Here is a 24,352-nt window from a genome sequence, read left to right as displayed (position 1 = left end):
GGGCGGTGCGGCACTCCCGCAGGCGCGCCGCCTTTCAACGGTGTCAGGCCGCCTTGTCCGGCGCTATCGCGTCGAAAACGATGCCGAGCGTCTCTTGATTGGCGTGGCGCCTCGACATCTGGTAGGCGGTTTCGAGGACTTTCCGGTCGGGAATGTCCGCGCGAAGGAGCACGGACTGAACGGCGTAGTTCGCCGCAAGATCCTGGATCAGGTGGATCAGGGCATGGCCCTGGCCCTGCTCGGCCACATGCACGATCTTGAACCGGCCGAGCCTGAAGGCGATGATGCCCGCGATCTTGCCGGGAGACAGGCCGTCGGCCGGTTGCCTGCGCCGGAATAACGCGGTCAAGTCGATATCGGCTTCATCGAGCGCGAGCCTCAGCTCCCGCTCGGAATAGGATACGAGGCTGAACTCGAGACGGACTGTCCTGCATGCATTGATCAAGGAGCGTGCGTAAGCCTCAAGCAATTTCTCACGTGTGCGATGAGAAAGTACCTCGCCTTCCAGAACGCCTTTGCTCATTCGTCATTCGATTCCTTCAAGAGGCCGGCGACGGCATCCAGGTTAGTCGGTACGAAAGGCTCCTGGCATACCAGATCCTCCAACTCCCGCGCGGTTCGAAGTCCGTGATTGAAGCTGACGGCGCTACGCTGATAGTCAGAGTTGTTCATGCGCTCGATCGATTGCCGGAACTCTTCCGGATCGTCAGCTATGACGGCAAGGTTGGGCATGGGATGGCCTCTGACAGGATGGCGTGGTGCTCGCGTTGTGGGAAGCCGGCGGGGCATGCTTACCGTCCTCGGAAGAAATCCGAGCCGGGCTGCCGCGCGATCCTCCAAGGAGCTATGGCGGTATGAATTTACCCCTTTTTCGCGCATGATCAAATAAATTCAAAGAATCTGCTCCGGGCTGCGTCAAGCTGCCTCCGCCTGCACCATGTCGTCTTCGTCCGAGCCGCCGAAACTTCCATGCGAATGTCGCGTTGCGGCGTTGACAACCCCCCTGCCCATGAGTGCAATAACCGCCGACGCGGCGATGCCCAAACCGGTCGGCGTAAATGGGTGCGCGTCCGCTTGGCCGGAGTGATGAAATTTCCTAGAAGGTCGGGGTTCAGCGGGATGAAGCAGAGGATCGTAAGCAGCCTGATCGGCGCCGTTGCCGCCGTCGCCGTCGCGGCGCCGGGTCTGGCGTCGGCACAGACGGTCAATATCTACAACTGGAACGACTATATCGGCGAGACGACCCTTGAGGATTTCAAGGCGGAAACCGGTATCTCGTACAATTACGACATCTACGACAACCTGGAGATCCTGGAGCAGAAGCTGCTGGTCGGCCGGTCCGGCTACGATCTCGTGGTGCCCACCGCCGAGCCGACCATGAGCCGGCTGATCCAGGCCGGGGCGCTGCAGAAGCTCGACAAGTCGAAGATTCCCAACCTGAAGAACCTCGACCCCGTGCTGATGAAGCAGGTCGAACGGTCCGACCCCGGCAACCAGTACGGCGTCATCTACCAGTGGGGCACCATCGGGATCGGCATCAACGCCGAGAAGATCAAGGCCCTGATGCCCGATGCGCCGCTCGACAGCTTCGACCTGATCTTCGATCCGGAAGTCGCCAAGAAGATCGCCCCGTGCGGGATCACGATCCTCGATTCGGCGACCGACACCTTCCCGACCGTGCTTCACTATCTCGGCCTCGATCCCAACTCGGAGAAGCCGGAAGACCTGAAGAAGGCGGAGGAGACGTTGATGAAGATCCGCCCCTATGTGAAGAACTTCGTCACGGGGCAGAACATCAACAACCTCGCGGCCGGCGACGCCTGCGTGGCGCTTGCCTATTCGGGCGACGTGATCCAGGCCCAGGCCCGCGCCGCCGAGGCCAACGCCGGCGTGACCGTCGACTATGTCGTGCCGAAGGAGGGCGTGCAGCTCTGGTTCGACATGATGACGGTGACGGCCGATTCGCCCAACGCCGATGCGGCCCACAAGTTCATCAACTTCATCCTCAAGCCCGAAGTGATGGCCGGCATCACCAATTTCACCAACTACGCCAACGCCGTCCCGGCGTCGCTGGAGCAGGTGGACGAGGCGGTCAAGACCAACCCGGCGGTCTTCCCGTCGGAGGAGGCGAAGCAGAACATGTTCACCGTGTCGGCCGTGCCGCCGGCGGCCGAACGGCTGCGCACCCGTTCCTGGACCCGGGTCAAGACCGGCCAGTAAGCGGGTATCGCCGTCCAAAGGAACCCAAGCCCCGGCCGGTCGCGACGGCCGGGGTTTCTGTTTGCCGGATGCCGTGATCGCAGGGAGAACCCGGAAATGGCTCAGCCCAACCGCAAGATAAAGCTGGAACCCTGGCAGGATCCCAAGGAACAGCCCTATGTGAGGATCGAGAAGGTCACGAAGAAGTTCGGCGACTTCACGGCCGTGGACGACGTCTCGCTGTCGATCTACCGGGGGGAACTGTTCTCGCTGCTGGGCGGATCGGGCAGCGGCAAGACCACGCTCCTGCGCATGCTGGCCGGCTTCGAGATGCCGACCTCAGGCAAGATCTTCATCGACGGCGTCGACATGTCGAACATCCCGCCGTACGCCCGCCCGGTCAACATGATGTTCCAGAGTTACGCCCTGTTCCCCCACATGACGGTCGAGCAGAACATTGCCTTCGGCCTCAAGCAGGATCGCGTGCCGCGCGACCAGATCAGGCAGCGCGTCGCCGAAGTGCTGGACCTTGTCCAACTCGGCCGCTTCGCCAAGCGCAGGCCGCACCAGCTTTCCGGCGGCCAGCGGCAGCGCGTGGCGCTGGCCCGGAGCCTCGTCAAGCGCCCCAAGCTGCTGCTGCTGGACGAGCCGCTGGGGGCGCTTGACCGGCGCCTGCGCGAGCAGACCCAGTTCGAGCTGGTCAACATCCAGGAGCAGGTCGGCATCACCTTCGTGATCGTGACCCACGACCAGGAGGAAGCCATGACCATGTCGTCCAGGATCGCCGTGATGAACAGCGGCTGGATCGCCCAGGTCGGCACGCCGGCGGAAGTCTACGAGTATCCCAACTCGAAACACGTGGCCGAGTTCGTCGGCTCGGTCAACATGTTCGCCGGCCGCATCCTGGAGGACGAGCCCGACCATGTGCTGATCCAGTCGGAGGAGGCCGGCTGCGACCTCTATATCAACCACGGCGTCCCCGTTCCGCTGGGCACGCCGGTGTCGGTCGCCGTCCGGCCGGAGAAGATGGCGCTGTCCAAGGAGCCGCCGGCGGCGGGCAGCACCCGCAACGTGGCCCGCGGGACGGTGCGGGAGATAGCCTACCTGGGCAATCTGTCGATCTATCTGATCGAACTGGAGTCCGGTAAGATGGTCCGCGTCACCCAGCCGAACTTCAGCCGGCTGACCGAGATGCCGATCACCTGGGAGGACCGCGTGTACGTCACCTGGCAGCCCTTCGCGGGCGTCGTGCTGACCCAATGAGGGGCTTCCGATGAGCAGGCAGGGTTTCGTTCCGCTGGGAGACCGCATGAGCAAGGACGCGCCGTCGCCGGGCTTCGACCTCGGCCAGTTCCTCCCCGTCCGCCTGTTGCTGGACCTGCTGCGCCGGCTGGGCCTGATGGGACGGGGGCTGGTCATCGCGGTCCCGTATGTCTGGCTGCTGCTGTTCTTCCTGATCCCGTTCGCGATCGTGCTGAAGATCAGCTTCTCCGAAGCCGCGATCGCGATCCCGCCCTATACCGCCCTGGTCGACTGGGCGGAGGAGACGTACCTGACCATACGGCTGAATTTCGGCAGCTACCTGTTCCTGCTGACCGACAGCCTGTACGCGGTGGCCTATCTGAACTCGCTGAAGATAGCCTTCGTCTCGACCGTGCTGTGCCTGCTGCTGGGCTATCCCATGGCCTACGGCATCGCCAAGGCGCCGCAGGCCTGGCGCGGGCCGCTGCTGATGCTGATCATCCTGCCGTTCTGGACATCGTTCCTGATCCGGGTCTATGCCTGGATCGGCATCCTGAAGCAGGAAGGGCTGCTCAACAATTTCCTGCTCTGGCTGGGGGTGATCGACGCGCCGCTCCAGATCCTCTACACCGACACGTCGATCTATATCGGCATCGTCTATTCCTACCTGCCGTTCATGATCCTGCCGCTCTACGCGACCCTGGAGAAGCTGGACGACACCCTGCTGGAGGCAGCGGCCGACCTGGGCGCCAAGCCCTTCACGGCGTTCCTCAGCGTCACGCTGCCGCTCTCGGTGCCCGGAATCGTCGCGGGCTCGCTGCTGGTCTTCATCCCTGCGGTCGGCGAGTTCGTGATCCCGTCGCTGCTGGGCGGCCCCAACACGCTGATGATCGGCGCCGTGCTGTGGAACGAGTTCTTCGCCAACCGCGACTGGCCGGTCGCCTCGGCGGTGGCGATCGCGCTGCTGCTGTTCCTCGTGGTCCCGATCATGCTGTTCCAGTATTACCAAGGCAAGCAGCAGGAGGCGGCAAGACAATGATGCGACGCTCCAGCTTCGTGCTCACCATGATGGCGTTCGGCTATGCGTTCCTCTACGTGCCGATAATCCTGCTGATCATCTATTCCTTCAACGAGAGCCGTCTGGTCACCGTGTGGGGCGGCTGGTCCACCAAATGGTACGCGGGGCTGCTGAACAATCAGCAGATGCTCGCCGCGGCTTGGCTGTCGCTGCGCATCGCGGCGCTCAGCGCCACCTTCTCGGTCGTGCTCGGCACGCTGGCCGGCATGGCGATGGCACGCTTCGGCCGGTTCCGCGGCCGCACCCTGTTCGGCGGCATGATCACCGCGCCCCTGGTCATGCCGGAGGTGATCACCGGCCTGTCGCTGCTGCTGCTGTTCGTCTCGCTGGAACAGTTCATCGGCTGGCCCGAGGGGCGCGGCATGACCACCATCACCATCGCCCACATCACCTTCACCATGGCCTTCGTCGCGGTCATCGTGCAGTCGAGGCTGATCAGCCTGGATGAATCGATCGAGGAGGCTGCGATGGACTTGGGCGCCCGGCCGGCCAAGATCTTCTTCGTCATCACCCTGCCGATCATCTCGCCGGCCATCGTGTCGGGCTGGCTGCTGGCCTTCACCCTGTCCCTGGACGACCTCGTGATCGCCAGCTTCGTGTCCGGCCCGGCCTCGACCACGCTGCCGATGGTGATCTTCTCCAGCGTGCGGCTCGGCGTGACACCGGAGATCAACGCCCTGGCGACGATCATCGTCGCCCTGGTGACGACCGGAATCATCGTCGCCGGAGTTTTCATGGCCCGCCAGGAAAGAATCAGGAAATTGGACGAACAGATGGCGGCATCGTCGAGCGCCTGAGTTTTTCCGCTTTTCTTCGCCTGTCCGGAATTAACCTTCATGCGCGGCGCTGCATTCGTCTCATGCGTGCCGCGCATGGCGGCCCCGGCGCGAAGGGACAGAGGGTTGTCTTTCTCCAGGCCGGGAAATATCTTCTTCATCAGGTGAAACTGCTGAAGAGGCGTATCGTGAATTTCCTCGTGTTCCTTGGCCTGCTCCGTCTTGGCCCCGCCGCCCAGAACCGCTTCCAACGTCCGGCCACATCGTCCGAGTGGTTCCCGGCCCAGCACCTTCCGACCAGGCGCCGCGATTAGAGCGCTTCGGCCTCGTTTCTTTTTTCAAAGAAAAATTTTCGATTATCCCGGCCGGGTTTGCTCCCGTTCCGGGAGGTTGCCAAGATCGCGCCCCGGTGGTTAGTGTCACCGGGGCGTATTCATTGAAGGGGTATCAGACCATGTCCACTCCAGCCGCAGACGGTTTCCGCATGCCGGCGGAATGGGAGCGCCACAGCCGCTGCTGGATGGCGTGGCCCTGCCGCCCCGAGACCTTCGCCGGTGGCATCGACGCCGCCTGTGCCGCCTATGCCGAGGTCGCCCAGAGCATCGCACAGTTCGAGCCCGTCGCCATGATCTGCAACCAGGCCGACGTGGCCGAGGTGTCCCTGGCCTGCGGTCCGGGAATCGAGGTGCTGCCCATGCCGATCAGCGACAGCTGGATCAGGGACACCGGGCCTTCCTTCGTCGTCGACGACGCCGGCCGGGTCGCCGGCGTCGATTGGGGCTTCAACGCCTGGGGCAACAACTATCCGGACCATCAGGTCGATGCCGACTTGGCGAAGCGCATGCTGGAGCATCTCGGACTGCCGCGCTACCAGGCGCCGCTGATCCTGGAGGGCGGCTCGTTCCATGTGGACGGGGAGGGCACCCTGATCACGACCGAGGAATGCCTGCTCAACCCCAACCGCAATCCCAACCTGGGCAAGGCGGAGATCGAGCAGCACCTGAAGGACTATCTCGGTGTCCGCCAAGTGATCTGGCTCGGCCGCGGCTACGAGCAGGACGAGACCGACGGCCACATCGACGAGATCGCCTGCTTCGCCCGGCCCGGCGTGGTCCTGGCGCTGACCACCGACGACACCGGCGATCCCAACTTCAAGATTTTCCAGGACAACCTGGACCGCCTGAAGGCCGCCCGCGACGCCCATGGCCGCGAGATCGAGGTGGTGCCGCTCCGCCAGCCGCACCGTCGCGACCACAACGGCGTCCGCCTGACCCTGTCCTACACCAACTTCTACATCGCCAACGGCGGCATCGTGATGCCGGCCTACGAGGACGCCGCCGACGACGAGGCGTTCCGCACGCTGCGCAAGGTGTTTCCGGACCGGGAGGTGCTCCAGGTGCTGGCCCTGGACATCGTCAAGGGCGGAGGCGGCATCCACTGCATCACCCAGCAGCAGCCGGCCGGCTGAGGTATATTATGGGAAGCCTCGTGACTCGGCGGTAAAGTTGTGCCATCATAAGGTAACTCGACCGCTCGGCACCCCTCAACCAGCCTCAAGGTGCGGGTCATGAACGTCAACATACCGCCGGTACAGCCACCGATCGTCTCCAAGCCGTATAATGCGGCTTCGGCGGCCTATACGGTCAACCCGGCCATGGCGGCGGCCATACAGACCGCGACCGTCACGCGGACCCAGACGGTCCAGGCGCCCGCCCCGGTCTACAAGGCGGAGGCGCCGCGCCGCGCGACGAGTTCGACCGAAACCGGCCAGGCCGTCGATACGACGGCCCAGGCCATCTCGTCGCGAACCTCCGGGGGAGGGGCGGCGAAGGGGCGCGGGAGCCTGGTGGACATCCGGGCTTAGGCTTCATTCTCTGGAGACCACCCCCTGGAGACTGTCATGGGCATCGACTTCCTGGTAATGTCGCTGATCGTCGTCGCGTCGCCCGGTACCGGAGTCCTGTTCACCCTGGCGGCGGGTCTTTCGCGCGGGTTTCGGGCGAGCCTGATCGCGGCCTTCGGCTGCACCCTGGGCATCATCCCGCACATGGCCGCCGCGATCATGGGCTTGGCGGCGCTGCTTCATGCCAGCGCGCTGGCGTTCCAGATCCTCAAGTACCTGGGCGTGGCCTACCTGCTCTACATGGCCTGGAACACGTTGAGGGAACAGGGCGCGCTCAGCGTCGACAAGGACGTAACCCCCCGGTCGGCGGCCCAGGTGATCGTCTCCGCCGTCCTGGTCAACATCCTCAACCCGAAACTGTCGATCTTCTTCCTGGCGTTCCTGCCGCAGTTCGTCAGCGCGACCGAGCCGCATCCGCTCCCGCGCATGCTCGAACTGAGCGCCGTCTTCATGCTGCTGACCTTCGCCGTCTTCGTCGGCTATGGCGTGTTTGCCGCGTCGATCCGGAACCACGTGATCTCGCGGCCGCGGGTGCTGGTCTGGATGCGCCGTACCTTCGCCGGCGCCTTCGCGGCGCTGGGGGCCAAGCTTGCGCTGGCGGATCGGTGATGCTGTGTCTGCGCACTGGATGTTCAGTCCCGGCATTTGGCGGAGCCGAGGCGAATTGTCTTGCACATCCAGGACTGCTATATCTGACCCATGAACTGGTCAGGAAGCACCGCTATGAACACGGTCAATCTCGCCGATGCCAAAGCCCGCCTTAGCGAACTTGTGGCACAGGCAGATTCCGGGGAGGCGGTGTGCATTACCCGTAGGGGCAAGCCGGTGGCACGGTTGACCGCCATACGCACCCCTCGCAAATCCGTTGACCTTGGTGAGCTCCGGGTTCTGACGCAGGCCATGCCGATCCAGACGGAAAACGCCGGTGAGTTTGTCCGCAAGATGCGTGATGACGACCGTTATTGATGCACTATCTCGACACGTCGCTGCTGGTTGCCGCGCTCACCAACGAAGCCGCCACCGAGCGGGTACAGATCTGGCTCAGCAAACAGGCCCCGGAGGGTCTGTTAATCAGTAACTGGGTAATGACCGAGTTCTCGTCCGCCTTGTCGATCAAGGTCCGCACGGGGCAGCTCTCAGTTGAACTCCGTGCCACGGCGTTGGCGTTCTTTACTCGTCTCAGTGCCGAATCCTTCACCCTGCTTCCGGTGACTGCCAGCCATTTCCGCACCGCCGCCCGCTTTGCCGATCAATATGCGTTAGGCCTGCGATCAGGCGACGCGCTGCACCTTGCGATCGCCGGAGACGAGGGAGCCATCCTATGCACCTTGGATCACCGGCTCGCCGACGGTGGGATAGCGTTGGGCGTGAATACGCTGAAGCTGTAGACAGTGATCGACCCAGGCCTCAATTTAACCGGCGAAGTTGTCACACTCGGCGTTTTGAACGTGAAGAACGGGAACTTACAAAAAATGCGGGCCGAGGCCCGCATCTTCATCCCATAATCCTGTTCGAAGCGCCGGTTCCGCTCGTCACTCGACTTCCTGGGCACCCTGGACGATCCGGCTGACGATGCCGTAGTCCTTCGCCTCTTCGGCAGACATCCAGTAGTTCCGGTCGGTGTCCTTCTCGACCCGCTCCAGCGGCTGGCCGGTCTCGCGGGCGATGATCTCGTTGATGCGGCGGCGCATCTTGATGATCTCCTTCGCCTCGATCGCGATGTCCGTCGCCCGGCCGCCGGCGCCGCCCAGCGGCTGGTGGATCAGGAAGCGGGTGTTCGGCAGGCAGAGCCGGTTTTCCTTCTTCGCGGCCAGATAGATATGCGCGCCGGCGCTGGCGACCCAGCCGGTGCCGATCATCTTCACCTGCGGGGTGATGAACCGGACCATGTCATGGATGCTGTCGCCCGACTCCACGTGGCCGCCCGGCGAGTTGATGATGATCCGGATCGGATCGTCATTCTCCACCGCCAATGCCAGAAGCTGGGCGCAGGTGCTTTCGGCGACCTTCTGGTTGATCTCGCCGAAGATCATGACCGTGCGCGACTTGAACAGGTTTTGAAGAACCGTGCTGAACGGTGCCGGGGTCGGCTTGGGCGTCTCTTCCTTCGGCTCTTCGTCCATGACCCAAAACATCAAATTCTCCTCGGACCTCACACCGCGCAGAGGCGCACGGCGAATTTCGTTCGCATGACTTGCATAGCCGGATTTGCCGGCGGGTTCAACCGGCACCGGTTGGCGGTTCGGCCTATCACGGCCCCTTGCGCCGCCGCCCCCTCGGCTTGCCGCGCCCGTCGGCGGCGCCGCGCGCGGGTGCGGCCCGGCCGCTTCCGTCGGGAACGGCGCGGTTGGTGCCCAGGCCGATCGCGGGGGCGTCGCCGCCGTCGATCCCCAGGTCCATGGCCTCCAGCCGGCGGAGCTCGTCGCGCAGGCGGGCCGCTTCCTCGAACTCCAGGTCGGCGGCGGCGGTCTTCATGCGGCGTTCCAGGTCGGCCATGTAGGACTTGAGGTTGTGGCCGATCATGTTGTTGCGGTCGGCGTCGCCGGTCTTCACCGTCACCCGGTCGCCGCGCTCGTAGACGCTCTCCATGATGTCGGAGATCTGCTTGCGGACCGACTCCGGCGTGATGCCGTTGGCCTCGTTGTAGGCCTTCTGCTTCTCCCGGCGCCGGTTGGTCTCCTCGATCGCGGCCTGGAGGCTGTTGGTCATCCGGTCGGCGTACAGGATCGCCCTTCCGTCCACGTTCCGCGCCGCCCGGCCGATGGTCTGGATCAGCGAGGTGCGGGAGCGCAGATAGCCTTCCTTGTCGGCGTCCAGGATCGCCACCAGCCCGCATTCCGGAATGTCCAGGCCCTCGCGCAGCAGGTTGATGCCGATCAGCACGTCGTAGGCGCCCAGCCGCAGGTCGCGGATGATCTCGATCCGCTCCAGCGTCTCCACGTCGGAATGGATGTAGCGGACCTTGATGCCGGCCTCGTGCATGTATTCGGTCAGCGCCTCGGCCATCTTCTTGGTCAGGGTGGTGACCAGCACGCGCTGGCCCTTGGCCGCGCAGTCCTTGCACTCGGCGATCAGGTCGTCCACCTGGGTCTCGGTCGGGCGGATGATCACCGGCGGGTCGGTCAGGCCGGTCGGGCGGACGACCTGCTCGACGAAGACGCCACCGGTCCGCTCCATCTCCCACGGGCCGGGAGTCGCCGAGACGAACACGCTCTGCGGCCGCATCTCGTCCCATTCCTCGAACTTCAGCGGCCGGTTGTCCTTGCAGGACGGCAGGCGGAAGCCGAAGTCCGACAGCGTCGATTTCCGCATGAAGTCGCCGCGGTACATGCCGCCGACCTGCGGCACCATCACGTGGCTCTCGTCCACGATCAGCAGCGCGTTCTTCGGCAGGTACTCGAACAGCGTCGGCGGCGGCTCGCCCGGCTGGCGGCCGGAGAGGTAGCGGGAATAGTTCTCGATGCCGGCGCAGCTTCCGGTCGCCAGCATCATCTCGATGTCGAACTGGGTCCGCTGCTCCAGCCGCTGGGCTCCAGCAGCTTGCCCTCCGCCTCGAACTCGGCCAGCCGGACCTTCAGGTCGTGCTGGATCTGCTTGATCGCCTGGTGCAGCGTCGGCTTGGGCGTCACGTAGTGGCTGTTGGGATAGATCTTGACCGCCTGGAGCGCCATCAGCTTCTCGCCGGTCAGCGGGTCGATCTCGAAGATCCCCTCCAGCTCGTCGCCGAACAGCGAGAACCGCCAGGCGCGGTCCTCCATGTGGGCGGGGAACAGCTCGACGGTATCGCCCCGCACCCGGAACGTTCCGCGGCCGAAACCAAGGTCGTTGCGCTTGTATTGCAGGTCGATCAGGCGGGACAGCAGCTCCGACCGGTTGACCATCATCCCGGTCTGGAGGCCCAGCGTCATCTCGGAATAGGTCTCGACCGAGCCGATACCATAGATGCACGACACCGACGCCACGATGATCACGTCGTCGCGCTCCAGCAGCGACCGGGTGGCCGCGTGGCGCATCCGCTCGATCTGCTCGTTGATCGAGCTTTCCTTCTCGATATAGGTGTCGGTGCGCGGGACGTAGGCTTCCGGCGTGTAGTAGTCGTAGTAGGAGACGAAATACTCCACCGCGTTGTTCGGGAAGAAGCTTTTCATCTCGCCGTAGAGCTGGGCGGCCAGGGTCTTGTTCGGCGCCAGCACCAGGGCGGGGCGCTGGATCTCCTGGATCACGTGGGCCATGGTGAAGGTCTTGCCCGACCCGGTGACGCCCAGCAGCACCTGCTCGCGCTCGCCCTGCTGGATACCGTTCAGCAGTTCCCCGATCGCGCGCGGCTGGTCGCCGGCGGGCTTGTAATCGGACACGATTTCAAGCCGCTTGCCCCCCTCCAGCTTCGGCAGGGCGGCGGCTTTCGGCATCAGCATGGGCATTGTCATGGCTGGTAAGATATTCAACGCGGACACCCGCTGCCAGTCCCCTCGGGCGAATCCGTTCACCAAATGGTCGCGTCCGGCATCAGCGTCCGCGGGATGCCGCCGCGGCGCGCGCGGGCATCGGGCCGAGGGTCTTCTTGGCACCCTTCGCCTTGCCGCCGCCGCCCGTGCCCGCGTCCTGCCCGCCCAGCAGGCCCTTGGCCCGCGCCTGCTCGATGCGGGCCTGGCCGACGCCACCATGGCGGTGATCGCGGGCCAGGCCTGTTCGGTCGCGGAACTGACGGTGCCGTCCATCTTCATGACCTCCTCGATCCACCGCTCGAAGTCGGAGGCGCAGACCGCACCTTTGGGCGCACCGTTCGGGAAAGTGATGGTGTCGGGAAACACCACGAGACCGCGTATCCGCAGCAGGGGGAAGCGGCGCTTGAAGGCGAGGTTCAGGGGGTGCAGTTCCAGCAGCGGGTTGACGCAGGTCGTCGTTCCGCCCCGGTTGGAGATCTTCCAGGTCCGGGAGAACTCGCTGCCGGTCACCTCGCCCTTGGCGAAGGCGGCCACCGTCCCGATCAGCACGATGCTCGCCGGCAAGCGGATGATGTGCTCGATGCAGACGATGCGGCCCTGCTTGTCGATGATGCGGACGTCGTGCAGGCTGGGATGGTTCAGTTTGTCGATGATCCTGCGGAGCGTGATCCGCTGTCCCTTGACCTTCGGCGGGGGCGGTGGCCTGAACGCGTACAGCACGGCCATGCCCAGCACGATGAACGCGCTGTAGACCAGCAATTGGGTGAGGTCTATAGCGTGCACCGCCGTACGGCTCCATCAACGAAAGTGGAGTAGGGCCGCTACTTTAGCATAGACGGCAAGCGCCGGTCGACACCCCTGCGCTTTCCTGCGCGCGATGCGGGCGGCCGGATGCCTTGTCTCCACCGGCCGTGCCGCTTGCGTGCCGCAGGCTGCGGGCGTAGGGTCTCCGCCGCGTAGATTCAACAGACTTCGCCCAGATCGAAATCCGCACCGGATCCCATGCCATGCCGTTCATCGCCACCCGCTTGAGCAACATCAAGCCCTCGCCGACCATCGCCGTCACCCAGAAGGCCCGTGAGTTGAAGGCCGCCGGCCGCAACATCATCGGCCTCGGCGCCGGCGAGCCCGACTTCGACACCCCGGACAACATCAAGGAAGCCGCGATTGCGGCGATCCGTTCGGGCGACACGAAGTACACCCCGGTGGACGGCACCCCGGCGCTGAAGAAGGCGATCTGCGCCAAGTTCAAGCGCGAGAACGGGCTTGACTACACGCCCGAGCAGGTGACGGTCGGCACCGGCGGCAAGCAGGTCCTGTATAACGCGCTGATGGCGACGCTGAACCCCGGCGACGAGGTGATCGTCCCGGCGCCCTACTGGGTCAGCTATCCCGACATGGTGCTGCTGGCCGACGGCGTGCCCGTTCCGGTCGAATGCCCCGCGGACACGGGCTTCAAGCTCCAGCCCCAGGACCTGGAGAAGGCGATCACGCCGAAGACCAAGTGGCTGATCCTGAACAGCCCCAACAACCCGACAGGCGCCGCCTATACCCGGGCCGAGCTGAAGGCGCTGACCGACGTGCTGGTCCGCCATCCCCATGTCTGGGTGATGACCGACGACATGTACGAGCACCTCAACTATGACGGGTTCGAGTTCACGACCCCGGCCCAGGTCGAGCCGTCGCTGTACGACCGCACCCTGACGGTCAACGGCGTCTCCAAGGCCTATGCCATGACCGGCTGGCGCATCGGCTACGCTGCCGGCCCGAAGGAGCTGATCAAGGCGATGGGCGTGATCCAGAGCCAGAGCACCAGCAATCCGTCCTCGGTCAGCCAGGCCGCCGCCGTCGAGGCGCTGAACGGCCCGCAGGACTTCATCAAGGAGCGGGCGGAAGCCTTCAAGGAGCGCCGCGACCTGGTGGTGTCCATGCTCAACCAGGCGAGCGGCATCAAGTGCCACAAGCCGGAAGGCGCCTTCTACGTCTATCCCTCGTGCGAGGGCACGATCGGCAAGACGACCCCGGACGGCAAGGTGATCGGGACGGACGAGGACTTCGTCACGTACCTGCTGGAGTCGGAAGGCGTCGCGGTGGTCCAGGGCTCCGCCTTCGGCCTGGCGCCGTTCTTCCGAATCTCCTACGCGACCTCGACCGCCGAACTGGAAGAGGCTTGCCAGCGCATCCAGCGCGCCTGCGCCGCGCTGCGCTGAGAATGATACGGCGGCAGGCTCAGCCTGCCGCCGCCTCGATCGCCGCGTTGAATGCCTTGACCCCGGCGCCAGGACCCTCCGGGTGGTTCCACACCGCCGTGACGACACAGATGAAGTCGGCGCCGGCCTGGACCAGCGGAGCACAGTTCCCGGGCGTGATGCCGCCGATCGCCACGCAGGGGACTTCCATCATCTCCGACCACCATTGCAGCAGGTCGGGCTCCGGCCGGTAGTGGGACGGCTTGGTCGTTGTCGGATAGAACGCGCCGAACGCGACATAGTCGGCGCCGGCCTCCGCCGCTTCCATCGCCAGGTGCCGGCTGTCGTGGCAGGTCACGCCCACGATCGCGTCGGCTCCCACGGCCTTCCGCGCCTTTGCATAGGGCCAGTCGCTCTGGCCGACATGCACACCGTCGCACCCCGTCTCCGCCGCCAGGTCCGGCCGGTCGTTCAGGATCAAGGCGACGCCGCGCGATTGCGAGATCGGCCGCAGCGCGTCGACGGCGCGGCGCACGGTGTCGTCGTCCACGTCCTTCAGCCTGACCTGGACGCAGGCGACGTCTCCGGCATCCAGGGCTTGCGCCAGCTGGTCGGCGAACACGGCCGGGTCGAGCGCCGGCGGCGTGCAGAGATAGAGGCGGCAGTCCGCCATGGAAGAAAACTCCGCCAGAAATGAAAACGCTCCCCCGGACCCGGGGCACAGGTGCCCGGCCCGGAGGAGCGGAAAGCCCGGGAGTTATTCCTTCCCGAGATAGATCTTCATCAACCGGTCGAGCAGCGCCAGCGCGTCTTCGCGGGACCGCTGGAAGCTGTTGCGGCCGATGATCGAGCCGTTGCCGCCGCCGTCGCGGATCGCCCGCGCGTCCTCGAAGATGGCGTCCTCGCCCTTGTGGGCGCCGCCCGAGAACACCACGATGCGCCGGCCGTTGAAGCAGGACTGCATCACGTGGCGCACCCGCTCGGGCAGGGTGCCGATCGGGATCTGGCGCTCCTGGTAGACCTTCTTGGCCTCGACGTTCTCAAGATAATCGGTCGGCAGCTTGACCTTGATGATGTGGGCGCCGAGCAGGGCCGCCATGTGGGCGGCATAGGCGATCACATCGACCGCCAACTCGCCGTCCTTGGTGATGGGGCCGCCGCGGGGATAGGACCACAGGACCGTCGGGATGCCGTAGCTCTTGGCTTCGGCGCTCAGTTCCCGGATCTCCTCGTACTGCTGGTACATGGCGTCGGAGCCGGGATAAATCGTGAAGCCGATGGCCGTGCAGCCCAGCCGCAGCGCGTCCTTGACGCTGGCGGTCACCGCCTGGTCCGCCGCTTCCTTCTGGCGCGACAGGCTGTTGGCGCTGTTCATCTTCAGGATGGTCGGGATGGCGCCTGCGAAGGTGTCGGCACCGGCCTCCAGCGGCCCCAGCGGAGCCGCATAGGCGCTCAGGCCGGCATCGATCGCCATCTGGTAGTGGTAGTGCGGGTCGTAGCCGGCGGCATTGGGCGCGAAGCTGCGCGCCGGGCCATGCTCGAAGCCCTGGTCCACCGGCAGGATGATCAGCTTGCCGGTACCGCCGAGACGGCCTTCCATCAGGATTCGGGCGAGGTTGCCCTTGGTTCCCGGATTGTCGCTCTCGTAATTGGCGAGGATCTCTTTGACGCGGCGCGTGATCTTCATGGTCCAGGTCCCGATTTGTTTTCTGTCGGAAATGCGGCTTTGCATAGCCGTTCGGGGCACCATTTGCAACGCTGCGTCGGTTCGCCCTATGGGTTTACCGCGAGCCATTCGCGGCATTCCCGGATGGGATCGCGGAAGAAGCGCGGATCGAAGACCGGGCCGGCCGAGCCGTACAGCGTGGCCCCGGCGGCCTCCGCGATCGCCTGGACGCGCGGCCAAGCCGGCACCGAGTCGGCCAGCAGCAGATGGCCGACTCCCACCCGCAGCGCCGCCAGCGCATGGCCGGGCTGTTCGCCGCAGTCAAGCACCGCGGTCAGCGGCACCTCCGGATGTTCCGCCGATCCCGCCCGCACCAGGGCATGGAACCAGGATGCCCCGGCGGACCCGGCTGCCCCCGGGAAGCTCACCACAGTAAGCGGGCGCCCGAGGCTTGCCGCGGCGGCCAGGGCGGCGCGCAGGCCGTCGATGCCGTGGACGAGGACGGCCGGGGGAACGGAGAGGGACGGCACGGGAGAAAGGATCAAGAGGCTGCCCGCCGGTTCGCCCCAAGAATGGGAGGGTTGGCACTTCCCCTTCCTATATAGGAGGATGCCCGAGGCTTGAACGACCATGTCGGCGGATAGATGCACAGGATCAGGCGCGGCTTCCTCATTACCACCTTCCTCCTGGCCTGCACCATCCTCGCCCTGGGTCTGTTCCAGCATCTCTACGGGGTTCCCGCGGTCGCGACGGCGACGGTCGGCCGCGGACCGGCGGTCGAGGCGGTCTATGCCAGCGGCACGGTGGAGCCGGTCTCCTGGGCCAAGGTCCAGCCGCTCGGCACCGGCCGGATCGCCTCGGTCGAGGCGTTCGAGGGCGACGCGGTCAAGACCGGCCAGATCCTGATGCGCCTGGACGACCGCGAGCACCGGGCCGCGGTCGCCCAGCTCGAAGCCGAACTGCGCTTCCTGCGGTCCGAGCTGGACCGGGTCTCCGAGCTGGCGCGGCGGGGCGTGACGACGACCCAGGTGGAGGAGCGCGCCCGCAGCCAGCTCGACCAAGCCGCCGCCAACCTCAACGCGGCTCGCCAGCGGGTCGAGGACCACAGGCTGAGGGCGCCCATGGACGGCATGGTCCTGCGCCGCGACGGCGAGATCGGCGAGATCGCCCGGCCCGAGGACGTCCTTTTCTGGATCGGCCAACCCACCCCCTTGCGAATCGAGGCCGAGGTGGACGAGGAAGACATCCCCCAGATATCCTCGGGGCAGCCGGCCCTGATCAAGGCCGACGCCTTCGCCGGCCGGGTGCTGGAGGGCATCGTCGCCGACATCACGCCGAAGGGCGATCCCGTCAACAAGAGCTATCGGGTCAGGATCGCCCTGCCGCCGGACACGCCGCTGATGATCGGGATGACGGTGGAGACCAACATCTTGGTGCGACGGGAGGACGCCGCCCTGTTGGTGCCCCAGTCCGCCCTGTCCGCCGGCCATGTCTTCGTGATGCGGGACGGACGCGCGGAGCGGCGGCCCGTCGTCATGGGCGTGGTCGGGCAGGGCGTCGTGGAGATCCGGGATGGCTTGGCGGAAGGAGAAACCGTCGTGCTCGACCCGCCGCAGGGGCTGGCCGACGGTTCGGCCGTCCGGCCGAAGCAGCAGCGATCCTGAGGTGCCGCCATGCCGCGCCCGCTCCTTCTCGATCTCGCTTTGACCCATATCCTGGGCCGCAAGCGGCAGACGATCGTGTCTGTCATGGGCGTGGCGCTGGGCGTGGGGTTCTTCATCGCCATGGCGGCGCTGATGCAGGGCTTCCAGAGCTATTTCGTCGATACCGTTATCAATGCGTCGCCCCACATCACCGTGCGCGACCAGTTCCGCCAGCCGGCGGTCCAACCGGTCTCCGCGGCCTTTCCCGGCGGCGCCGTGGTGCTGCACGGGCTGAAGCCGCGGAACGAGATCCGCGGCATTCGCAAAGCCGGCACCCTCGTGGCGGCCCTGTCGGAATGGCCGGGACTGTCGGTGGCGCCGTCGCTCAGCGGGCAGGTGATCCTGCGCTACGGCAGCGCCGACCAGAGCGCCAGCCTGATCGGCATCGTGCCGGAGCGCGAGGTCCGCGTCACCCAGCTGGAGCAGGATATGGTCGAGGGCCGATTGGCCGACCTGTCCAGCGCCGCCAACGGCATCGTCCTGGGGGTGGGTCTGGCGGACAAGCTGGGTGCCGGGATGGGCGACAGCCTGAACGCGATCTCGCCGGCCGGCGTGATCCTGCGGGTCAAGCTGGTCGGGCTGTTCCGCACCGGCATCGTCAACCTCGACGAGGGGCAGGCCTATATCCTGCTGAAGAAGTCCCAGATCCTGCAATCCAGGGCCAACGTGATCAACCAGATCCGCGTCCGCCTCGACCGGGTGGACGAGGCGCGCGAGGTGGCGTCCCGGATCGAGGCGCTCTATGGCTACCGGGCCGAAAGCTGGCAGGAGGCGAACGAAGGGGTCTTCGGCGTCTTCAGGATCCAGAACGCGATCATGTACTCCACCGTCGGCGCCATCATGGTGGTCGCCGCCTTCGGCATCTTCAATATCATCTCGACCGTCGTGTACGAGAAGTCGCGGGACATCGCGATCCTGAAGAGCATCGGCCTGACCGAGGCCGATATTCGCCGGACCTTCCTGATGCAGGGACTGATGATCGGCGTCATCGGCGCGGTGCTCGGCTGGCTGATCGGCTTCGGGCTGACGTCGCTGCTCGCCAGCATCCGCTTCGATGTCGGCGGCATGGTCCGGAACGACCGCTTCTTCCTGGAATGGTCGCTGACCCACTATTGGATCGGCGGGCTGTTCTCCCTGGCGGCTTCGGGAGTGGCCGCCTGGTTACCGGCGCGCCGGGCGGCGGGGGCGAACCCGGTGGACATCATCCGGGGTGCGGCATGAACGCTTCGACGGGGGCTGTGGTCGAGGCGAGGGGCGTCGGGCGCGTGCTGCCGGGCCCGGTCCCGGTGACGCTGGTCGAAGGCATCGACCTCAGCATCGGGGAGGGGGAGTTCGTCGCGATCACCGGGCCCTCGGGTTCCGGCAAGTCGTCGCTGCTCTACCTGCTGGGGCTGCTCGACCGGCCGACCTCGGGCTCGATCCTCCTGGAAGGGCGCGATACGTCCGAAGCGGGCGCGGCCGACCTGGCCGCGCTGCGCCTGTCCAAATTGGGCTTCGTCTTCCAGTTCCACTTCCTGCTGCCGGAATTCACGGTCCTGGGCAACGTGATGATTCCCATGCGCAAGCTGGGCGGCCCGCCGGAAGCCGAGTTGCGGCGCCGCGCCGAAGGTCTGCTGGGCGACCTGGGCCTCGCCGACCAGGCTTCCAAGCTGCCTTCGCAGCTTTCCGGCGGTCAGCGCCAGCGGGTCGCCATCGCCCGCGCGCTCGCCAACCGTCCCCGGATCATCCTGGCCGACGAGCCGACCGGCAACCTGGACACGAAGAGCGCCCAGACGGTGTTCGACATCTTCGCCCGCCTGACCCGCGAGACGGGAACGACGGTGATCACGGTGACTCACGACGAGGGGCTTGCGGCGCAGACCAGCCGGCGTGTCCATCTGGTGGACGGGCGTCTGGTGCCGCGTAATTCTGCATAGTCTTGTAAGTCGGGTGCCGCTTCGCTCTATCCGACCTGCGGACCAGGCAAGCATCTCGCTAAAGATGAAAGGCGACGATTGGAGATGCCGCCCCGATCATCGCCGTCATCTGTGGCCCTAAAGCAGGCTGCGGATCCGCTCCGCCAGTTCCGCCCGCGGCACGTCGTGCTGCTCGCCCTTGCCCAGGTCCTTCAGCGTCACCGTGCCGCGCGCCTGCTCGTCGGTGCCCATCAGGACGGCGAAGCGGATACCGGCGCGGTCGGCGTATTTGAGCTGCTTGGCGATCTTGGAGGCCTCGAACTGCACCTCCGTGTTGATCCCGGTATCGCGCAGCTCGGCGGCGATGGCGAGGTAATCGGCGGACAATGCCGGATCCAGCTGGGTCACCAGGACGGCGCTGGTGCTGCCGTCGCCCTTGATGACGCCGGCTTCCTTCAGCTGGTAGAACAGGCGGGTGGCGCCGATCGAGATGCCGACGCCCGGCAGCCTCGACTTGGTGTAGTGGCTGGCCAGATTGTCGTAGCGCCCGCCCGAGCAGACGCTGCCGATCCCGGGGAAGTCGTTCAGGAAGGTCTCGTAGACAGTGCCGGTGTAATAGTCCAACCCGCGCGCGATGGCCGGGTTGATCCGGTAGAACTCCTCCGGCACCTTCAGCGCCTTCAGGCCGGCCAGCACGGCTTCCAGCTCCGCCAGTCCCTGGGCGAACAGCTCGCTCCTGCCCGCCATGGCGCCCAGGGCCGACATGATCTCGGCATTGGTGCCGGTCAGGCCGATGGCGTCCAGAAGCCGCGTCGCAAGCTCGCGGTCCAGCCCGATCCCGTCGCCGGACAGGCTCTCGATCACCTTGTCCCGGCCGATCTTGTCCAGCTTGTCGATCTCGCGAAGCGCCAGCTTGCGCCGCTCGCCGTCCTCGATCGAGAAGGTCTCGAACAGGCCGGCCAGCATCTTGCGATTGTTGAAGTTGATGGTGAAGCCGCCGACGTTCAGCTCGCGGAAGACGTGGTAGATCACCGCCGGCATCTCGGCGTCATAGGCGACGGCCAAGCTGTCCTTGCCGATCACGTCGATGTCGCACTGGTAGAATTCGCGGAACCGACCCTTCTGGGCCCGCTCGCCGCGATAGACCCGCTGCATCTGGTACCGGCGGAACGGGAAGGCCAGGTCGTGCTCGTGCTCGGCCACATAGCGGGCCAGCGGCACGGTCAGGTCGAAGCGCAGCGCCAGTTCGGCGTCCTTGCCCTGCTGGCGCGCGCCGGTGGACTGGACGAAATAGACCTGCTTCTCGGTCTCGCCGCCGGTCTTGGTCAGCAGCACGTCCACCGTTTCGAACACCGGGGTTTCCACCGGCAGGAAGCCGAAGCGCTCGTATCCGCGCCGGATTGTGTCCAGGAAGCGCTGGAAAGCGACCTGGTCCTTGGGCAGCAGTTCCATCACGCCCGGCGGGGTCTTGGCTTGGATCAGGCTCATGTCGGTTTTCTTCGGGGGCCGGATTTTTCGGGGAGCTTCAACAGGGCCGGCAATCTAGCGGCTTCCGATGCCCTACGCAAACCAGACCACCGACCATGCCGGTTGAGCCGGGACGGCAAAGTCTCTAAAACCCGCTGAGGCGAATGCCTGAAGAGCCCCCCGTCAGCGGACCGCATGCGATGCCAGACACGCCGAACAGCCTCACCATACGCCGTCCCGACGACTGGCACCTGCATCTGCGCGACGGCGCCATGCTGAAGGCGGTGCTGCCCTTCACCGCCCGGCAGTTCGGCCGCGCCATCATCATGCCCAACCTGAAGCCGCCGGTCACCACGGTGGAGCAGGCGAAGAGCTACGCCGCCGCGATCCGCGACGCCCTGCCGGAAGGCTCGGCTTTCCAGCCGCTGATGACCTGCTACCTGACCGATGGCGCCGATCCGGAGGAGATCGCGCGCGGCCATGCGGAAGGCGTCTTCACCGCGGTCAAGCTGTACCCTGCGCACGCCACCACCAACTCGGCCCACGGCGTGACCGGCCTCGACAAGGTCGCAGGCGTGCTGGAGCGGATGCAGCGCATCGGCATGCCGCTGCTGGTCCACGGCGAGGTGACCGACCAGGACGTGGACATCTTCGACCGCGAGGCCGTGTTCATCGACCGCGTGCTGGCGCCGCTGCTGAAGCGCTATCCGGAGCTGAAGGTGGTGTTCGAGCACATCACCACGGAGGAGGCGGCGGACTTCGTCTCGGCCGACGCGAGCGGCCGGCTGGGCGCCACCATCACCGCCCATCATCTGGTGATCAACCGGAGCCACATCTTCGCGGGCGGCATCCGGCCGCACCTCTACTGCCTGCCGATCGCCAAGCGCGAACGCCACCGGCTGGCACTGCGCCGCGCCGCCACGTCGGGAGCGGCACCGTTCTTCCTCGGCACCGACTCGGCCCCCCATCCCGTCACCGCCAAGGAAAGCGCCTGCGGCTGCGCCGGCGTCTTCACGGCGCCGACCGCGGTGGAGGTCTATGCCCAGGTCTTCGCGGAAGAGGGAGCGCTCGACCGGTTCGAGGCCTTCGCCAGCCTGAACGGCCCCCGCTTCTACGGCCTGGACCCCAACCCCGACACGGTCACGCTGGAACGGAGCGGCCAGACCGTGCCGGACATCGTCCTGTCCGCCGACGGCGACGCCGTGCTTCCCTTCCAGAGCGGCGAGCGCCTGGACTGGCGCCTCGTTCCCGAATCCTGACTTCTGACTCCTGCCACGGATCCCGCCCATGACCTCGCCCCAGACCTCGCTCAGCGCGACATACGATCCGGACTTCATCGCCACGCTCACCGCCAAGATGCTGATCGAGATCAAGGCCGTGCATTTCAACGGCGACAAGCCGTTCATCTTCACCTCGGGCTGGGCAAGCCCGGTCTATATCGACTGCCGCAAGATCATCTCCTATCCGCGCGCCCGCGGCGCGGTGATCGATTTCGCGACGGCCACCCTGGCCCGCGAGATCGGGTTCGAATCGATCGACATCGTCGCCGGCGGCGAGACCGCAGGCATCCCGTTCGCCGCCTGGATCGCCGACCGCCTGGCCCTGCCGATGCAGTACATCCGGAAGAAGCCCAAAGGCTTCGGACGCAACGCCCAGATCGAGGGCGACGTGGTGGAGGGAGCCCGCACCCTGCTGGTCGAGGACCTGACCACCGACGGCAAGAGCAAGATCAACTTCGTCCAGGCGCTTCGCGACGCCGGCGCCCGGGTGTCCGACACCTTCGTGGTCTTCCACTACGGGATCTTCCCGCAGAGCCGCACCAACATGGCCAACATGGGCGTGCGCCTGCATGCGCTGGCGACCTGGTGGGACGTGCTGCGCGTCGCCAAGGACAACAACTATTTCGACACCCACACCCTGGGCGAGGTCGAGAAGTTCCTGAACAACCCGGTGGAGTGGTCAGGCGCCCATGGCGGCGTCGCCGAGTACCCCTCCTCGTAAGGCGGGCGCGGCCGGCAGCACCTCGGCGAGGAAGCCGTCGATATCGGCCCAGGCCCGCGCGCGCAGATCGTCGGTCTCCATCATGATCTCGTGCCGGGCCTCGGGGTAGCGCACCAGCCGGCACTTGTGATAGCGCCGGCACAGGTCCCGGTGGGCGTCGGGAGGGATCAGCGGGTCCTGAACCGGGCTCAGCACCAGCATGGGCAGGTCGACGGCGGCGCTTGTCTCCGGCCGGGCCAGCAGGTCCACGGAGCGGAAGGTCGCGTGCAGCCAGGCCCAGGTGACTCCGCCGACCCGCAGTTCCGGATGCGCCCGGAACCACTGGTGATGGATCGCCCAGCGCCTGACGTCGCGGGAAACCGGGTTGGTCGCGAAATCCTGCCGGTCCGGATCATAGTCGCCATGGCCCAAGGCATAGGCGGTGCCGAACCCGGCGAAACTCATCAGCGCCGCCAGCGCCCGGACCAAAGGGCGCGGGAACCCCTGGGTGCTTATGTCCGCCATGGGGGCCGACAGCACGGCGGCGGCGAAATGGTGCCAGCCGGACGTGAGATACCGCGCCGCGACATGCCCTCCCATGGAGTGGGCATAGAGCACCAGCGGCCCGGCCTGGCGCGGCACCACGACCCGTTCCAGGAAGACCTGCAGGTCTTCCTCCAGGATCGCGAAGTCGGTCAGGTAATGGCGCTGCTGGCGCGGCGGCGGCAGCGGCCGGGTTGAAAGTCCCTGGCCGCGCCAGTCCAGGCTGAAGACGCGGAACCCCCGGGCGTTCCAGTCCCGCGCCAGCTCTTCGTACTTCTCGATGAACTCGGACCGACCGTTCAGCATCAGCAGCGTCGCGCGGGGCGCCGCGTCCGGTTCCCAGCAGGCGTGGCGGACGACCGCCCCGTCGGGCAAGGTCAGCCAGCCGATGGCCGGCGGCGGCTCCGGGCGAATGGGCGCTGCTGCCGCCAGATCGGCTGGGGATGAGGCGGGTGCGGCGAGGTCCGGCACGGGGAGCTCCGATGAAGACGAGACATTTTGAATGCCATCATCGGCGGGCGCAGGCAATTGCCTAAAAAGGCCGACGCCGGGCATTCTAGACCCTTGCCCGCGATCCTCCGTCGCTCCAGGATGCCGCCACCCTTGAAGCCCGATGCACTGGACGGACAAGCGAAGCACTATGGAAGCGTCGATCCTGCTGGCAGCCGCGATGGCGGGCGCCATCGTCGTCCTGACACCCGGACCCGCCGTGCTGGCCCTGCTGGGTATCGGCGCGTCCCAGGGGCGGCGGGCCGGGGCTGGCTTCCTGGCCGGGCATCTGGTCGGCGACACCCTGTGGGCGATGCTGGCGCTGACCGCGCTGATCGGCGCCAAGGTCATAGCGCCTGTCGTGTTCCAGGTGCTGGCGCTGGTCTGCGGGGCGTACCTGCTCTATCTCGGGGGCCGCGCCGTGCTGGTCCGGCGCGATGCCGCGGGGCAGGTCTCGACCTCCGTGCGGCGGCCTCTGGCCCGCGGCCTGATGTTCGGGGTCACCAATCCCAAGAGCTACCCTGTCACCCTGTCCGTCTTCACGGCCCTGCTGGCCCAGGACCTGGACTCCCTGACCGCCGCCAACGCGCCGCTCCTGCTGGGCGCGGTGTTCGCCGGATTCCTGGTCGCGGACGTCATCCTGATCTGGCTGGTCGGAACGCCGCCGCTGCGCCGCCTGTACCGGTCGGGGGAGGTCTGGATCATCCGCGCGACCGGCGTGATGTTCATCGGCTTCGCGGTCAGCACCCTGTGGCACGCCCTGCGCGCCGGGTGATG

24 protein-coding genes and 1 pseudogene are annotated in these 24,352 nt (G+C 66.1%); 16 read left to right on the top strand and 9 right to left on the bottom strand.

The features are described 5' to 3' along the window. Window positions 1-43: 43 nt before the first annotated feature. Both DPR14_RS19395 and DPR14_RS19390 read right to left on the bottom strand, forming a co-directional pair. Window positions 44-523, bottom strand: coding sequence for a hypothetical protein (locus DPR14_RS19395; RefSeq protein ID WP_158046618.1), 480 nt, complete (start codon window positions 521-523; stop codon window positions 44-46). Continuing rightward, the gene (locus DPR14_RS19390) at window positions 520-732 is read right to left on the bottom strand and encodes a hypothetical protein (RefSeq protein ID WP_158046617.1); all 213 of its coding nucleotides are present in this window, start codon (window positions 730-732) and stop codon (window positions 520-522) included. Before DPR14_RS19390 ends, DPR14_RS19395 begins: the two co-directional genes overlap by 4 nt. 387 nt (window positions 733-1,119) lie before the next feature. On the opposite strand from DPR14_RS19390, the gene DPR14_RS19385 reads away from it, so the two are divergent. The 9 genes from DPR14_RS19385 (at window position 1,120) to DPR14_RS19345 (ending at window position 8,586) form a co-directional block, all read left to right on the top strand. Next, entirely contained in the window at window positions 1,120-2,220 is a 1,101-nt protein-coding gene (locus DPR14_RS19385) for a polyamine ABC transporter substrate-binding protein (protein ID WP_158046616.1), read from the top strand. A gap of 96 nt (window positions 2,221-2,316) precedes the next feature. Beyond that, window positions 2,317-3,462: an ABC transporter ATP-binding protein gene (locus DPR14_RS19380; protein ID WP_158046615.1), complete on the top strand. Its 1,146-nt coding sequence runs from the start codon at window positions 2,317-2,319 to the stop codon at window positions 3,460-3,462. Window positions 3,463-3,598: 136 nt separating this feature from the next. Beyond that, window positions 3,599-4,480 (top strand): ABC transporter permease subunit, encoded by an 882-nt coding sequence (locus DPR14_RS19375; RefSeq protein WP_246149374.1) that lies wholly within the window; start codon window positions 3,599-3,601, stop codon window positions 4,478-4,480. Further along, window positions 4,480-5,316 (top strand): ABC transporter permease subunit, encoded by an 837-nt coding sequence (locus DPR14_RS19370; RefSeq protein ID WP_158048235.1) that lies wholly within the window; start codon window positions 4,480-4,482, stop codon window positions 5,314-5,316. Before DPR14_RS19375 ends, DPR14_RS19370 begins: the two co-directional genes overlap by 1 nt. 433 nt (window positions 5,317-5,749) lie before the next feature. Further along, window positions 5,750-6,763, top strand: a complete 1,014-nt coding sequence (gene aguA / locus DPR14_RS19365; protein ID WP_158046614.1) for an agmatine deiminase — start codon at window positions 5,750-5,752, stop codon at window positions 6,761-6,763. A 99-nt stretch (window positions 6,764-6,862) separates the two neighbouring features. After that, complete coding sequence (locus DPR14_RS19360) at window positions 6,863-7,159, top strand: hypothetical protein (protein WP_158046613.1); 297 nt, start codon at window positions 6,863-6,865, stop codon at window positions 7,157-7,159. Window positions 7,160-7,195: 36 nt separating this feature from the next. Beyond that, window positions 7,196-7,807 (top strand): LysE family translocator, encoded by a 612-nt coding sequence (locus DPR14_RS19355; protein WP_158046612.1) that lies wholly within the window; start codon window positions 7,196-7,198, stop codon window positions 7,805-7,807. Between the two features lie 114 nt (window positions 7,808-7,921). Further along, window positions 7,922-8,164, top strand: a complete 243-nt coding sequence (locus tag DPR14_RS19350) for a type II toxin-antitoxin system Phd/YefM family antitoxin (protein ID WP_158046611.1) — start codon at window positions 7,922-7,924, stop codon at window positions 8,162-8,164. Next, complete coding sequence (locus tag DPR14_RS19345; protein WP_425500955.1) at window positions 8,164-8,586, top strand: type II toxin-antitoxin system VapC family toxin; 423 nt, start codon at window positions 8,164-8,166, stop codon at window positions 8,584-8,586. The genes DPR14_RS19350 and DPR14_RS19345 overlap by 1 nt, the downstream gene beginning before the upstream one ends. 144 nt (window positions 8,587-8,730) lie before the next feature. Here the strand turns inward: DPR14_RS19345 and DPR14_RS19340 are convergent, their stop codons facing one another. Beyond that, window positions 8,731-9,333: an ATP-dependent Clp protease proteolytic subunit gene (locus tag DPR14_RS19340; protein WP_211103826.1), complete on the bottom strand. Its 603-nt coding sequence runs from the start codon at window positions 9,331-9,333 to the stop codon at window positions 8,731-8,733. A 115-nt stretch (window positions 9,334-9,448) separates the two neighbouring features. Further along, a pseudogene (gene uvrB, locus DPR14_RS19335) lies at window positions 9,449-11,613 on the bottom strand (excinuclease ABC subunit UvrB). A gap of 1,037 nt (window positions 11,614-12,650) precedes the next feature. On the opposite strand from uvrB, the gene DPR14_RS19330 reads away from it, so the two are divergent. Further along, window positions 12,651-13,853, top strand: coding sequence for an aspartate transaminase (locus tag DPR14_RS19330; protein ID WP_158046609.1), 1,203 nt, complete (start codon window positions 12,651-12,653; stop codon window positions 13,851-13,853). 19 nt (window positions 13,854-13,872) lie between these two features. Here the strand turns inward: DPR14_RS19330 and thiE are convergent, their stop codons facing one another. From thiE to DPR14_RS19315, 3 genes are all read right to left on the bottom strand, one after another. Next, window positions 13,873-14,505: a thiamine phosphate synthase gene (thiE, locus tag DPR14_RS19325; RefSeq protein ID WP_158046608.1), complete on the bottom strand. Its 633-nt coding sequence runs from the start codon at window positions 14,503-14,505 to the stop codon at window positions 13,873-13,875. Between the two features lie 84 nt (window positions 14,506-14,589). Then, window positions 14,590-15,519 (bottom strand): class I fructose-bisphosphate aldolase, encoded by a 930-nt coding sequence (locus DPR14_RS19320; protein WP_158046607.1) that lies wholly within the window; start codon window positions 15,517-15,519, stop codon window positions 14,590-14,592. Window positions 15,520-15,605: 86 nt separating this feature from the next. Further along, window positions 15,606-16,043: a hypothetical protein gene (locus tag DPR14_RS19315; protein ID WP_158046606.1), complete on the bottom strand. Its 438-nt coding sequence runs from the start codon at window positions 16,041-16,043 to the stop codon at window positions 15,606-15,608. A gap of 99 nt (window positions 16,044-16,142) precedes the next feature. Here DPR14_RS19315 and DPR14_RS19310 point away from each other — a divergent pair, with 99 nt between their 5' ends. Genes DPR14_RS19310 through DPR14_RS19300 form a run of 3 tightly spaced genes read left to right on the top strand, consistent with a single transcriptional unit; the run spans window position 16,143 to window position 19,117 of the window. Continuing rightward, entirely contained in the window at window positions 16,143-17,162 is a 1,020-nt protein-coding gene (locus DPR14_RS19310; RefSeq protein ID WP_158046605.1) for an efflux RND transporter periplasmic adaptor subunit, read from the top strand. A 9-nt stretch (window positions 17,163-17,171) separates the two neighbouring features. Beyond that, on the top strand, window positions 17,172-18,422 hold the full coding sequence (locus DPR14_RS19305; RefSeq protein ID WP_158046604.1) for an ABC transporter permease: 1,251 nt from the start codon (window positions 17,172-17,174) through the stop codon (window positions 18,420-18,422). Further along, window positions 18,419-19,117, top strand: coding sequence for an ABC transporter ATP-binding protein (locus DPR14_RS19300; RefSeq protein ID WP_158046603.1), 699 nt, complete (start codon window positions 18,419-18,421; stop codon window positions 19,115-19,117). The genes DPR14_RS19305 and DPR14_RS19300 overlap by 4 nt, the downstream gene beginning before the upstream one ends. A 117-nt stretch (window positions 19,118-19,234) precedes the next feature. Here DPR14_RS19300 and hisS read toward each other — a convergent pair whose 3' ends face one another. Further along, window positions 19,235-20,584 (bottom strand): histidine--tRNA ligase, encoded by a 1,350-nt coding sequence (gene hisS, locus DPR14_RS19295; protein ID WP_158046602.1) that lies wholly within the window; start codon window positions 20,582-20,584, stop codon window positions 19,235-19,237. 179 nt (window positions 20,585-20,763) lie between these two features. Between hisS and pyrC the strand changes: the two genes are divergently transcribed. Further along, complete coding sequence (gene pyrC / locus DPR14_RS19290; protein WP_158046601.1) at window positions 20,764-21,822, top strand: dihydroorotase; 1,059 nt, start codon at window positions 20,764-20,766, stop codon at window positions 21,820-21,822. A gap of 28 nt (window positions 21,823-21,850) precedes the next feature. Next, a complete protein-coding gene (locus DPR14_RS19285; protein WP_158046600.1) occupies window positions 21,851-22,564 on the top strand; it encodes an orotate phosphoribosyltransferase in 714 nt (237 codons plus the stop codon). Here the strand turns inward: DPR14_RS19285 and DPR14_RS19280 are convergent. Beyond that, a complete protein-coding gene (locus tag DPR14_RS19280) occupies window positions 22,523-23,557 on the bottom strand; it encodes an alpha/beta hydrolase (protein WP_192499034.1) in 1,035 nt (344 codons plus the stop codon). The two genes, DPR14_RS19285 and DPR14_RS19280, sit on opposite strands and share 42 nt — an antisense overlap. 169 nt (window positions 23,558-23,726) lie before the next feature. On the opposite strand from DPR14_RS19280, the gene DPR14_RS19275 reads away from it, so the two are divergent. After that, window positions 23,727-24,350 (top strand): LysE family translocator, encoded by a 624-nt coding sequence (locus DPR14_RS19275; protein ID WP_158046598.1) that lies wholly within the window; start codon window positions 23,727-23,729, stop codon window positions 24,348-24,350. Window positions 24,351-24,352 lie beyond the last annotated feature (2 nt).

It is taken from the genome of Skermanella pratensis (assembly GCF_008843145.1).
Lineage (GTDB): Bacteria > Pseudomonadota > Alphaproteobacteria > Azospirillales > Azospirillaceae > Skermanella > Skermanella pratensis.
Note: the sequence above shows the minus strand (reverse complement) of the source record. Positions and strands in the feature narration are given on the sequence as shown.

Bases quoted from the DNA above. Each gene is read 5' to 3' on its own strand.
- DPR14_RS19395 (WP_158046618.1), bottom strand. From the start codon at position 523: ATGAGCAAAGGCGTTCTGGAAGGCGAGGTACTTTCTCATCGCACACGT.
- DPR14_RS19390 (WP_158046617.1), bottom strand. From the start codon at position 732: ATGCCCAACCTTGCCGTCATAGCTGACGATCCGGAAGAGTTCCGGCAA.
- DPR14_RS19385 (WP_158046616.1), top strand. From the start codon at position 1,120: ATGAAGCAGAGGATCGTAAGCAGCCTGATCGGCGCCGTTGCCGCCGTC.
- DPR14_RS19380 (WP_158046615.1), top strand. From the start codon at position 2,317: ATGGCTCAGCCCAACCGCAAGATAAAGCTGGAACCCTGGCAGGATCCC.
- DPR14_RS19375 (WP_246149374.1), top strand. From the start codon at position 3,599: ATGGGACGGGGGCTGGTCATCGCGGTCCCGTATGTCTGGCTGCTGCTG.
- DPR14_RS19370 (WP_158048235.1), top strand. From the start codon at position 4,480: ATGCGACGCTCCAGCTTCGTGCTCACCATGATGGCGTTCGGCTATGCG.
- aguA (WP_158046614.1), top strand. From the start codon at position 5,750: ATGTCCACTCCAGCCGCAGACGGTTTCCGCATGCCGGCGGAATGGGAG.
- DPR14_RS19360 (WP_158046613.1), top strand. From the start codon at position 6,863: ATGAACGTCAACATACCGCCGGTACAGCCACCGATCGTCTCCAAGCCG.
- DPR14_RS19355 (WP_158046612.1), top strand. From the start codon at position 7,196: ATGGGCATCGACTTCCTGGTAATGTCGCTGATCGTCGTCGCGTCGCCC.
- DPR14_RS19350 (WP_158046611.1), top strand. From the start codon at position 7,922: ATGAACACGGTCAATCTCGCCGATGCCAAAGCCCGCCTTAGCGAACTT.
- DPR14_RS19345 (WP_425500955.1), top strand. From the start codon at position 8,164: ATGCACTATCTCGACACGTCGCTGCTGGTTGCCGCGCTCACCAACGAA.
- DPR14_RS19340 (WP_211103826.1), bottom strand. From the start codon at position 9,333: ATGTTTTGGGTCATGGACGAAGAGCCGAAGGAAGAGACGCCCAAGCCG.
- DPR14_RS19330 (WP_158046609.1), top strand. From the start codon at position 12,651: ATGCCGTTCATCGCCACCCGCTTGAGCAACATCAAGCCCTCGCCGACC.
- thiE (WP_158046608.1), bottom strand. From the start codon at position 14,505: ATGGCGGACTGCCGCCTCTATCTCTGCACGCCGCCGGCGCTCGACCCG.
- DPR14_RS19320 (WP_158046607.1), bottom strand. From the start codon at position 15,519: ATGAAGATCACGCGCCGCGTCAAAGAGATCCTCGCCAATTACGAGAGC.
- DPR14_RS19310 (WP_158046605.1), top strand. From the start codon at position 16,143: ATGCACAGGATCAGGCGCGGCTTCCTCATTACCACCTTCCTCCTGGCC.
- DPR14_RS19305 (WP_158046604.1), top strand. From the start codon at position 17,172: ATGCCGCGCCCGCTCCTTCTCGATCTCGCTTTGACCCATATCCTGGGC.
- DPR14_RS19300 (WP_158046603.1), top strand. From the start codon at position 18,419: ATGAACGCTTCGACGGGGGCTGTGGTCGAGGCGAGGGGCGTCGGGCGC.
- hisS (WP_158046602.1), bottom strand. From the start codon at position 20,584: ATGAGCCTGATCCAAGCCAAGACCCCGCCGGGCGTGATGGAACTGCTG.
- pyrC (WP_158046601.1), top strand. From the start codon at position 20,764: ATGCCAGACACGCCGAACAGCCTCACCATACGCCGTCCCGACGACTGG.
- DPR14_RS19285 (WP_158046600.1), top strand. From the start codon at position 21,851: ATGACCTCGCCCCAGACCTCGCTCAGCGCGACATACGATCCGGACTTC.
- DPR14_RS19275 (WP_158046598.1), top strand. From the start codon at position 23,727: ATGGAAGCGTCGATCCTGCTGGCAGCCGCGATGGCGGGCGCCATCGTC.